Source organism: Streptomyces niveiscabiei, assembly GCF_001419795.1.
Taxonomy (GTDB): Bacteria; Actinomycetota; Actinomycetes; order Streptomycetales; family Streptomycetaceae; genus Streptomyces; species Streptomyces niveiscabiei.
Genome location: NZ_LIRL01000564.1, coordinates 1 through 9,827, shown reverse-complemented (window position 1 = coordinate 9,827; position 9,827 = coordinate 1). Strand labels below are relative to the sequence as shown.

Below are 9,827 nucleotides of genomic sequence, written 5' to 3'. Positions count from 1 at the left end.
CCCCCTCTCCCCGCCGAACGCCCCCCGCGTGAAGGCGTACAGGAAGCGCGTCCGGGAGGGCGGCCTCGCCCCGGTGCTCCTCTGGTGGGTCACCGCGTTCGACGGCTGGCTCCTGCTGGACGGCCACGACAGGGCGGTCGCGGCGCTGGAGGAGGGGGGAACGCCGCCGTGCGTGGTGCTGGTGAGGGTGCCGGACGAGGAGGACTGGCGGAGAGATGCGGCGGACATGACGGAGAGTCATGTACGGGAGAAGCAGGGCTACTTGACCTCTCGATCCCGCCGGGACGCCCACCTCGCCCACGCCCTCGCCGCTCTCCCGTACGACGTCGCCCGTACCCGCTCCTGGCCCCTCCCCGGTGGAGCCGCAGCCTGGGATCGGGAGGCCGCTCGGGCGGTGTTTCAATTTCCGGGTGACTGATTACGACGTCCTCCGTGTTTTTTGTGCGCCCGGCGGAGGGTATGGCAACGAACTCGGGGTGATCCGCGACGGTTCGCGGATACCCGAGCGTGCGGAGCGGCAGGAACTCGCCGCCAAACTCGGGTTCAGCGAGACCGTGTTCGTGGACGACCCGGAGCGGGGGGTCATCGACATCTATACGCCCACGCTCCGGCTCCCCTTCGCCGGCCACCCCTGCGTGGGCACCGCCTGGCTCCTCGACGTCCCCGAGCTGGTGACCCCGGCCGGCGAGGTCGGTGCCCGGCTGGACGGCGAGTTCAGCTGGATAGAGGCCCGCGCGGAGTGGGCGCCGCCCAGGACCCTCCGCCAGTACGGCAGCGCAGCCGAGGTGGATGACCTGCCGATCCCCCCGCCCGGCGAGTGGATCTACGCCTGGGCATGGCTCGACGAGGCGGCCGGCCGCGTCCGCGCACGCGCCTTCCCCGGCCGCGGCGACGGCATCGACGAGGACGAGGCGACCGGCGCGGCGGCGATCCTCCTCACCGACCAGCTGGGCCGCGCGCTGAACATCACGCAGGGCGCGGGCTCTCAGATCCTCACGGCCCCGCAGCCGTACGGCTGGGTGGAGATCGGGGGCCGCGTCCTCCTGGAGCGCTGACCCGCCGTCGTACGAGATGACAAGCGAGGAACCGGTCCCCGGCCGGGGGAGAGGCGGGATGATGGGGGTGACCGTCTGCCCGGAGTGGCGGGAGTGAGGAGCAGCCATGACACGTCTCCCGCTCAGGACCGTGGCCGAGATCCGCGCCGCGCTGAGGGAGGGCCGGGGGTTCCCCGGGGACAGGGAGGACTTCGAGGCGGACCTCGCGCGTGCGCTCGACGCCTCCACGGCCGCCGATCTCGGCCGGGTCGCCGAGGTCATCAGGACGTACGCCGGGAGCATCCGCGCCTACAGCGACCCCGAGTTCGACGAAGCGCTCCAGGAAGGGCTTGAGATCATCGCCGAGATCAAGCGGGAGGGGCACGCGTGAGCCGCGCCATCGCGGTGATCGCGACCGCGGCGGCGAAGCGGCTCGACGCCTTGACGCCGGCCGCCCGCGAGGCCGTCGAGCAGCTGAGGCGGGAGCTGGAGCACAACCCCAGGCTCGGCGTCCTGCGCGGTGCGAGGGAGGCGACCGGTTCCCAGGTCGTCTACCGGACCCGCGTCGAACCACGCCCGGGGACGCGGGGGCTGACCGTCGTGTACGTGTACACCTATGCCCCGCACCCCCCGGCCGTCGTGATCATAAGCGTCACTCCGGACGACCCCGCCGACGAACCCCGTCCCTGACCCTCACGCGCTCGCCGCGAACTCCTCCGCGAGCCCCCGGAACACCCCCGTGTTCAGCGCGAACGCCCGCTTGCACTCGCCGACGATCCGCTGCTTCTCCAGCTCGTCGGCCGGCAACGCGTCCAGCAGTTCCCGGTACCCCTGCTTGAACGCCGTCGGACTCCCGAGCTCCTCGAAGACGTAGAACCGCACCCCGTCCCCCTTCCGCTCGAACCCCCACGTCCGCTCGGCCTTGTCGCGGATGATCTGGCCGCCGGAGAGGTCGCCGAGGTACCGGGTGTAGTGGTGGGCGACGTACCCGCCGGGCCACTGGGCCGCGCACTCCCGAACCCGGTCCGCGTAGGCCCGAGTTGCCGGCAGCGCCGACAGCCCCGTACGCCACCGGGGGCCCCGCAGGTGCGCGAGGTCCCGCTCCAGCGCGCTCAGCCGGAACAGCTCCGGCCGGATGAAGGGCCCGGCGACCGGATCGGACGCCAGCCGGTCCGCGCCCGCCTCCAACGCCTCGTACACGAACCAGAGTTGCTCGGTGTAACGGGCGTACGCGTCGATGCCCAGGCGTCCGCCCAGCAGGTCGGACATGAACGTCGAGGTCTCGGCCTCCACGTGCTGCTCGTGGGACGCGGTGCGGATGACGGTCGAGAAGGAGTCCATGGCCCACATCTTGTTAGGTAAGGCTTACCTGAGTCAATAGCTTTGCCGACGCCCCGTCGGGAAACTTGCCGACATGGTGTCGGTAAAAGCGTACAGAGAAAAACCCGGCCTCGACAGAGGAGGCCGGGTCCGGAAGACGGTCACGGCAGGGTCAGGATCTCCGCGCCGGTCTCCGTCACCACCAGCGTGTGCTCGAACTGCGCCGTCCGCCTGCGGTCCTTCGTGACGACCGTCCAGCCGTCGTCCCACAGGTCGTACTCGTGCGTCCCCAGCGTCAGCATCGGCTCGATCGTGAACGTCATCCCCGGCTGGATCACCGTCGTCGCGTGCGGACTGTCGTAGTGCGGGATGATCAGCCCCGAGTGGAACGACGAGTTGATGCCGTGCCCCGTGAAGTCCCGCACGACCCCGTACCCGAACCGCTTCGCGTACGACTCGATCACCCGGCCGATGATGTTGATCTGCCGGCCCGGACGGACGGCCTTGATCGCCCGGCTCAACGACTCCCGCGTCCGCTCCACCAGCAGCCGCGACTCCTCGTCCACCTCGCCGACCAGGTACGTCGCGTTGTTGTCGCCGTGCACGCCGCCGATGTAAGCGGTTACGTCGAGATTCACGATGTCGCCGTCGCGCAGCACCGTCGAGTCCGGGATGCCGTGGCAGATGACCTCGTTCACGCTGGTGCACAGGGACTTAGGGAACCCCCGGTAACCCAGCGTCGACGGGTACGCCCCGTGGTCGCACATGTAGTCGTGCGCCACCTTGTCGAGGAGGTCGGTCGTCACGCCCGGCGCGATGTGCTTCGCCGCCTCCTCCATCGCCCGCGCCGCGATCCGGCCCGCGAGGCGCATCGCCTCGACCGTCTCCGGCGTCTGCACCTCCGGACCGGTGTACGGCGTCGGCGCGGGCTTGCCGACGTACTCGGGGCGCCGGATGTTTCCGGGGACGGGGCGGGTGGGAGACAGCTCCCCTGGTACGAGCAGCGACTGGCCTGACATGACGACGAGTCTAACGAGCGGGGATGGGGGACCATGTCCGTGGTGAAAGGAGCCCCGTGATGGCCCTCTTCAAGAAGCGCACCGCCGGCAAGCCCGGCGAATGGTTCTACTGCCTGGAACACAAGAAGGTCGAGGAAGGCCCCGACTGCCCCGGCAAGGACCGCTTCGGCCCCTACCCCTCCCGCAAGGAGGCGGAACACGCGATGGAGACCGCCCGCGAACGCAACCTGGAATGGGAGAACGACGCACGGTGGAACGACGGCGCGGGGAAGGGCGACGAGGGAAGCAACAACGACTGAAAACGGTTACGTCGCTTTCGCCGCCGTCCGCTGATCCCGCACCCGCAGCGCGTGCACGTCCGTCCGCGCGTCGTACCTCATCAGCGCCGGCAGGCACAGCGCGAGCGCCCCCACCGCGCCCACGCACAGCACCCCGCCCGACCACATCGACGTACGGATGCCGAACCACGCGGCGAACGAGCCCGAGCGGACCTGGCCGAGGGTCGGGCCCGCCGAGTACGACAGGAGCTCGATCCCGGCGAGGCGGCCACGCAGCTCGTCGGGGACCGTCTGGTTCCAGATCGCCGAGCGGAAGATCCCGCTGACCATGTCGACCCCGCCCGCGACGGTCAGCAGGAGCAGCACCAGCCACACGTTGTGCACGAGCCCCGCGCCCGCGACGGCCACCCCGAACAGCGCGGCCATCAGCACGACGATCCGCCCGTGCCGGTGCACCCGCGAGGTCCAGCCGCTCGTCAGACTCACCAGCAGCGAGCCGAGCGGCAGCGCCGCGTACATCAGCCCCAGCGCCCACGGCGCCCCCAACTCGTCGGCCAGGAACGGCAGCAGCGCCAGCGGCATCGCGAAGAACATCGCCGCGAGGTCGACGGCGTACGTACCCAGCAGGTCCTTGCGGCCCCACGCGTACCGGGCGCCCTCCCTGATCGCCGCGAGGGAGGGCTTCACCGCCTCGTGCGACGCCGGGGACGCCGCGACGCCCGCCATCAGCAGCACCGACACCACGAACGTCACCAGGTCGGCGCCGTACGCCCACCCCAGCCCCGCGTACGCCACGACGAGCCCCGCCAGCGCGGGGCCCGCGACCCCGCCGATCGTCCGCCGCAGCGAACTCAGCGCGGCGGCGGCCGGGAGGTGCTCGTGGTCGACGATGCGGGGCCACAGCGAGTCCAGCGCGGGCCGCTGGACCGAGGTGAGGGCGGCGGTCAGCGCGGCGATCACGTACAGCGGCCAGACCTTCGGTACCGGCAGCAGCGCGTTGACCAGCAGGCCCGCGCTCAGCACGCCCTGACCGGCCTCCGTCCACACGATCAGCGTCCGCTTGTCGACCGCGTCGGCCAGCGCACCCCCGTACAGCCCGAACACCACCAGCGGCACCAGCTCGACCGCCCCGATCGCGCCCACGGCCGCCGCCGACCCCGTCAGCTCCTTCACCTGCACCGGCAGCGCGACGAACGTCAGGAAGCTCCCGAACGCCGAGACCAGCCCCGACAGCCACAGCAGCCGGAAGTCACGGGAGGCGTGCCAGGGGCGCAGGTCGGGGAGGAGAGCGGCGGGAGTCACGAAGGGCCATGGTCGGTGGGGGTGAGGTGGCGCGGCAAACGGTTTTCGGTTGTTTCTGCTGCCTCACCAGGCGGGCGGCGGCGGAGCCGTCAGCGCCTCCGCGACCCGGGAGAGACGGTCCAGAAACCGTTTACGGCCCCGTTGCTGTACGACCGCCTGCTCGCCGGCCCCCGCGCTCACCAGGTGCTGGACCGTGTCCAGGTCCAGTTCCGCGCCCTCCCTGACGTCCAGCGTCTCGTGGGCCATCGCGCCCAGCTCGCCGCCGCCCCAGCCGAGCGCGAGGACGGTCGCCCCGGCCCGGCGGGCCGTGTGGACGCGTTCGAGGAGCGCGGCCGGTTCCGTCGGCGCCACCACCAGGAGCGTCTCGCCGCGCCGGGCGGCCTCGATCCTGCCGGGGCCGACCGCCAGGTGCGCGGGGTCGGACCGGCGCGCGCCGTGCCGTACGAGGGTCGGCGCCAGCTCGGGCGTACCGGACCAGGCGGCCTCGTCGACGAGGTGCGCGGCGAGGTGCCACGGCTCGTACTCCGGGGTGCCGACGAGGAGCAGCCCGCCCCCGTGCGTCACCACCGAGCCGCGTAACACCTGGGCGAACCTCCGCGTCGAGGTCAGCCACTGGGTCCCGGCGAGCACTTCACGCAGCAAGGCGACACGTACGGCGTCCATGGGGCGCAGCCTGCCGCAGGGGGCGGGGGTCGGTCTCGGGTACTACGGGTATTCACCCGTCCGGGAACGGCTCGGGGGCGGTGCCGACGTAGGGTCGGGCCCATGACCTCTACGGACAGTGCAGACAAGCCCGCCCCCAAGGACCCCTGGGACCTCCCCGACGTATCCGGACTGGTCGTCGGCGTGCTGGGCGGGACCGGGCCGCAGGGCAAGGGGCTCGCGTACCGGCTCGCGAAGGCCGGGCAGAAGGTGATCATCGGCTCGCGCGCGGCCGAGCGCGCGCAGGAGGCGGCGGCCGAGCTGGGGCACGGCGTCGAGGGCGCGGACAACGCGGAGACCGCGCGCCGCAGCGACGTCGTCATCGTCGCGGTGCCGTGGGACGGGCACGGCAAGACGCTGGAGTCCCTGCGCGAGGAACTCGCCGGGAAGCTCGTCGTCGACTGCGTCAACCCGCTCGGGTTCGACAAGAAGGGCGCGTACGCGCTGAAGCCGGAGGAGGGCAGCGCCGCCGAGCAGGCCGCCGCGCTGCTGCCGGACTCGCGGGTCGCCGCCGCGTTCCACCACCTCTCCGCCGTGCTGCTCATGGACCGGGAGATCGCGGAGATCGACACGGACGTCATGGTGCTCGGGGAGGCGCGGGCGGACGTCGAGATCGTGCAGGCGCTGGCCGGGCGCATCCCCGGCATGCGGGGCGTCTTCGCCGGGCGGCTGCGCAACGCGCATCAGGTCGAGTCGCTCGTCGCCAACCTGATCTCCGTCAACCGGCGGTACAAGGCGCACGCCGGGCTGCGGGTCACGGACGTCTGAGCCGATGGGGGACACTGGTCGTCGTCGTACCCCGGTGTCCCCCGATCAGGAGCCCATGGCCATGCCCCGCCTCGCCCTCTACGCCCTCGTCGTCTGCCTGCTCGCGGTGGCGGCGGCCGTCGTCTCGTTCGTCCAGGGGAGTTTCCTGGGGGTCGTGTGGGTGCTGATCGCGGGGGTGTCGTCCAACATGACCTGGTACTACTGGCGGCGCGCGAAGGCTAGTTGACGGAGCAGACCCCGCTGTCGCCCTGCCAGAAGCGGTACAGCTCCTGACCGCAGTACGTCGAGAAGTTGTCGATCCCCAGGCTGCGCAGGATCGCGTCGATCACGTCGAAGAAGCCGTTGTTGATCGACGGGACCCACAGCACCGCGAACACGAACAGCAGGCCGAACGGCGCGAACGGCTCCACCTGGCGCTTCACGCTGTACGGCAGCCAGGGCTCGATCACGCCGTACCCGTCGAGCCCCGGCACCGGCAGGAAGTTCAGCAGCGCGGCCGTCACCTGCAACAACGCGAGGAACGCGAGCGCGAACCGGAAGTCCGCCGGCACGCCGTCCAGGGCGTCCAGCCAGAACGGCGCGGTGCACACGACGGCGAACAGGACGTTCGTGAGGGGCCCCGCCGCCGAGATCACACTGTGCTTCCAGCGCCCCCGGATGCGGTTGCGCTCGATGAACACGGCACCGCCGGGCAGGCCGATCCCGCCCATGATCACGAAGATCACGGGGAGGACGATGCTGAGCAGCGCGTGCGTGTACTTCAGCGGGTTCAGCGTGAGGTACCCCTTCGCCCCCACGGTGATGTCCCCGCCGTGCAACGCCGTCCGTGCGTGCGCGTACTCGTGCAGACACAGCGACACGATCCACGCGGCGGTCACGAACAGGAACACCGCGACCCCGGGAGTCTCCGCGAACCCCGTCCACGTCGCCCACCCGGTGACCGCCGTGACCGCGAGAATGCCCAGAAAGACCGGGCTGACCCGCCGGTCGCTGTGGCGGGAGGTGGTGCTGGTCATGGGGGCGGGCTCCTGGGTCGGGCGGGATGTACGCGTAGACCGTACAGTTGACATCCTCCCCTCCCTGGCGGGAGGGGATTCCTGGCTCAGGCTGCCTGCGGGAGCGGCGCTCCCGGAGGTCTTCCGCCATCAGTACCAGCCGGGGTGAGACCAGCCCGGACGAGCATGACGCGGGCGGAGTTCTTGTCCCTGGGGGACACGGCTCCGCATGCGGTGCACGCGTAGGTTCGTTCGGAGAGGGGGAGTGCGTGCTTGGTTCTCGCACCGCACTCGGAGCAGTCCATCGTGGTGTGGGCGGGGTGCACGAGGTGCACGATGCGGCCGTGTTTGCGGGCCATCTCGGTCAGCGCGGCCCTGGTCGCGCCGATCGCGGCGTCGGCGGCCTTGCGGGCCATCGTGGACTTCGCGAGGAACTTCGGCCTGAAGTCCTCGACAGCTAGCTGGTCGAAGTCCTGCACGACAGCCTTGGCCCACTTGCGGCCGGTGTCCTGCCGCTGCCGGGTGACCTTCTTGTGGACCTTGGCTGCCGCACGGGCCGCTGCCCGGTAGCCCTTCGACGCGGCCTTCCCGCGCGTGGGCTTCCGCCTTGCCATCTGCTTCTGGTACCGGGCGAGTTTCTGCGCGGCGGTCTTCCCGTGCTGCGCGTGGGGCAGGTCGTGGGCGTCGGAGGTGGTGGTCGCGGTCTCCCTGACGCCCCAGTCGATGCCGATCGCCCGGCCTGTCGCGGGTAGCGGTTCAAGAATGGCGGCGACGACGAACGAGGCATACCAGTGGCCGAGGCTGTCCCGGTACACCCGGACCGACGTTGGGTCGGTGGGCAGGGCACGGGACCACACCACGGTCAGCACGATGCCGCCCGCGAGGTGCAGGCGGCCATCCTTCAGCCGGAAGCCGCGCCGCGTGTAGTTCATCGACGGCAGCGCATCACGCTTGCGCTTGATGCGGGGCATCCCGGCGCGCTGCCGCATCGGCAGCCCCGCCTTGATGTCCTTCAGCGCTTTGGCGCGGGACGTCCCGAAGTCGCGGATGATCTGCTGCTGCGGCACCGAAGCTCCCGCACGCAGCCAGGCCATGGCGGTACGGGCCCCGGTCAGCATCCTGTCGAGCTGCGCCGGACCGCACGTCACCTTGCCGGCAGCGTCCTTGTTCAGGCCGTGGACCTTGCGGGACATCGCCACGCACTCGTTCCACACCCACCGGCAGCGCGCCCACTCGGCATCGAGTCCGGCGCGCGCTGTGGACGACACGCGAAGGCGATAGGTGTACCGGGCATGCCCGGACTCCTCGCCCGTCTCGCGCATCGTCGTCATGACGTCAGCCTAGCACTACAGTTGAGGCATGAATGATGAAAAACGCACCACCCTCCGCCTTCCCGAAGACCTCCACCAGTGGCTCGTCGACCAGGCTCGCGCGGCTCACCGGTCGGTCAACTCCGAGATCGTCCACCGCCTCGAGGGCGAGCGCGCCGCCGCCGTGGCAGACGCCGAATCACCCTGAGGGCGATTCACCTCCCCCTGCCCCGCTTCGCAGGGGGCCAGTTCTCCCCCGTAAGCGGGAGGTGCCCCCCGGCCTGAAGGCCGGGGCATCCTCGGAGGTTCCCGGTGACAAAAGGTCTGCGGGCGGATAAGAGGGCCGACGGCCGGTACTCTGCGAGCGACTTGACCGGGGAGGTGCTGTGGGGGATGACCGAGGGCTGGGTGGCAGATGCGGTGGAGACCTTGTGGGTGCCCAGGTGGATGCGGCTGCGCCTGACGGCGAACGGACTCATGCTGGTGCCGGTCACCCGTGCTCACAGGATGACCTCGCGGCGTATCGAGAACCAGATCGAGGAACGGCTGCCTGGTTGGACGCCGGTGAGTGGGTTCGCGGTGGTTCCCTCCCGTGAGGGATACAAGCCGGAGCCCGACGCCTCAGCGCTTCCGCTGGACCAGGTGCGGCCGGATGAGAGCGAGATCGACGAGTCTCTGCCGCCCTTCGTGGTCGAGGTCGTCTCGCTGGAGAGCGAGGGCCACGAGTACAACACCACGCCGGACCACTATGCCCTGCGCGGCATCCCCTCCTACTTGGTCGTCGACGCCACCAGGAGTCCAGTGTGTTCGGCGACCTGATCGAGATCCCCGTCGCCGGTCAGACCCTCGTGCTCGACTCCGCCGAGTTCCAGAGGATCTGAAGCTTGCGAAACCCGGAGGCGCGTCGGGGGCGTCCACAAGGACAATGGAACCCGTGCGTTACTGCGTCCTCGGCTCCACTCAGGTTCTGCGTCCCGACGGCACCGTGTTGGCGGTGGGTGGGGCGCGGTTGCGTGCGTTGTTGACGGTGTTGGTGTTGCGGGCGGGGCGGACGGTGTCCGTGGGGTCGCTGGTGGAGGAGGTAGGGGCGGGGGAGCCC

General features: G+C 70.7%; 14 protein-coding genes and 1 pseudogene. 9 read left to right on the top strand and 6 right to left on the bottom strand.

Going from position 1 to position 9,827, the window contains the following annotated elements; genetic code table 11:
* From AOK24_RS26380 to AOK24_RS26365, 4 genes and pseudogenes are all read left to right on the top strand, one after another.
* A pseudogene (locus tag AOK24_RS26380) lies at positions 1 to 418 on the top strand (hypothetical protein); the annotation flags it as partial.
* Positions 411 to 1,055: a PhzF family phenazine biosynthesis protein gene (locus AOK24_RS26375; RefSeq protein WP_055722560.1), complete on the top strand. Its 645-nt coding sequence runs from the start codon at positions 411 to 413 to the stop codon at positions 1,053 to 1,055. The pseudogene AOK24_RS26380 and the gene AOK24_RS26375, both read left to right, overlap by 8 nt.
* A gap of 106 nt (positions 1,056 to 1,161) precedes the next feature.
* Positions 1,162 to 1,425, top strand: coding sequence for a DUF6247 family protein (locus AOK24_RS26370; protein WP_055722559.1), 264 nt, complete (start codon positions 1,162 to 1,164; stop codon positions 1,423 to 1,425).
* A complete protein-coding gene (locus tag AOK24_RS26365; protein ID WP_055722558.1) occupies positions 1,422 to 1,724 on the top strand; it encodes a hypothetical protein in 303 nt (100 codons plus the stop codon). The genes AOK24_RS26370 and AOK24_RS26365 overlap by 4 nt, the downstream gene beginning before the upstream one ends.
* A gap of 3 nt (positions 1,725 to 1,727) precedes the next feature.
* Here the strand turns inward: AOK24_RS26365 and AOK24_RS26360 are convergent, their stop codons facing one another.
* Together AOK24_RS26360 and map are read right to left on the bottom strand one after the other, a co-directional pair.
* Positions 1,728 to 2,375: a biliverdin-producing heme oxygenase gene (locus AOK24_RS26360; protein WP_055722557.1), complete on the bottom strand. Its 648-nt coding sequence runs from the start codon at positions 2,373 to 2,375 to the stop codon at positions 1,728 to 1,730.
* A 140-nt stretch (positions 2,376 to 2,515) separates the two neighbouring features.
* Complete coding sequence (map, locus tag AOK24_RS26355; RefSeq protein WP_055722556.1) at positions 2,516 to 3,373, bottom strand: type I methionyl aminopeptidase; 858 nt, start codon at positions 3,371 to 3,373, stop codon at positions 2,516 to 2,518.
* 59 nt (positions 3,374 to 3,432) lie between these two features.
* Here map and AOK24_RS26350 point away from each other — a divergent pair, with 59 nt between their 5' ends.
* The gene (locus tag AOK24_RS26350; RefSeq protein ID WP_055722555.1) at positions 3,433 to 3,672 is read left to right on the top strand and encodes a hypothetical protein; all 240 of its coding nucleotides are present in this window, start codon (positions 3,433 to 3,435) and stop codon (positions 3,670 to 3,672) included.
* A gap of 6 nt (positions 3,673 to 3,678) precedes the next feature.
* On the opposite strand, the gene AOK24_RS26345 is transcribed toward AOK24_RS26350, so the two are convergent.
* Both AOK24_RS26345 and AOK24_RS26340 read right to left on the bottom strand, forming a co-directional pair.
* Complete coding sequence (locus AOK24_RS26345; RefSeq protein ID WP_055722554.1) at positions 3,679 to 4,953, bottom strand: MFS transporter; 1,275 nt, start codon at positions 4,951 to 4,953, stop codon at positions 3,679 to 3,681.
* 63 nt (positions 4,954 to 5,016) lie between these two features.
* Positions 5,017 to 5,616, bottom strand: a complete 600-nt coding sequence (locus AOK24_RS26340) for a hypothetical protein (protein ID WP_055722553.1) — start codon at positions 5,614 to 5,616, stop codon at positions 5,017 to 5,019.
* Positions 5,617 to 5,718: 102 nt separating this feature from the next.
* On the opposite strand from AOK24_RS26340, the gene npdG reads away from it, so the two are divergent.
* Both npdG and AOK24_RS48680 read left to right on the top strand, forming a co-directional pair.
* Positions 5,719 to 6,423: an NADPH-dependent F420 reductase gene (npdG, locus tag AOK24_RS26335; protein ID WP_055722552.1), complete on the top strand. Its 705-nt coding sequence runs from the start codon at positions 5,719 to 5,721 to the stop codon at positions 6,421 to 6,423.
* A 4-nt stretch (positions 6,424 to 6,427) separates the two neighbouring features.
* Positions 6,428 to 6,649, top strand: a complete 222-nt coding sequence (locus tag AOK24_RS48680; protein ID WP_193555499.1) for a hypothetical protein — start codon at positions 6,428 to 6,430, stop codon at positions 6,647 to 6,649.
* Here the strand turns inward: AOK24_RS48680 and AOK24_RS26330 are convergent.
* On the bottom strand, positions 6,642 to 7,439 hold the full coding sequence (locus tag AOK24_RS26330) for a site-2 protease family protein (protein WP_055722551.1): 798 nt from the start codon (positions 7,437 to 7,439) through the stop codon (positions 6,642 to 6,644). The genes AOK24_RS48680 and AOK24_RS26330 overlap by 8 nt on opposite strands.
* Positions 7,440 to 7,525: 86 nt before the next feature.
* Complete coding sequence (locus AOK24_RS26325; protein ID WP_079056996.1) at positions 7,526 to 8,749, bottom strand: RNA-guided endonuclease InsQ/TnpB family protein; 1,224 nt, start codon at positions 8,747 to 8,749, stop codon at positions 7,526 to 7,528.
* 28 nt (positions 8,750 to 8,777) lie between these two features.
* Here AOK24_RS26325 and AOK24_RS46370 point away from each other — a divergent pair, with 28 nt between their 5' ends.
* Both AOK24_RS46370 and AOK24_RS26320 read left to right on the top strand, forming a co-directional pair.
* Entirely contained in the window at positions 8,778 to 8,936 is a 159-nt protein-coding gene (locus tag AOK24_RS46370; protein WP_079056995.1) for an Arc family DNA-binding protein, read from the top strand.
* A gap of 161 nt (positions 8,937 to 9,097) precedes the next feature.
* Entirely contained in the window at positions 9,098 to 9,547 is a 450-nt protein-coding gene (locus AOK24_RS26320; RefSeq protein ID WP_206191269.1) for a Uma2 family endonuclease, read from the top strand.
* The last annotated feature ends 280 nt before the right edge of the window (positions 9,548 to 9,827 follow it).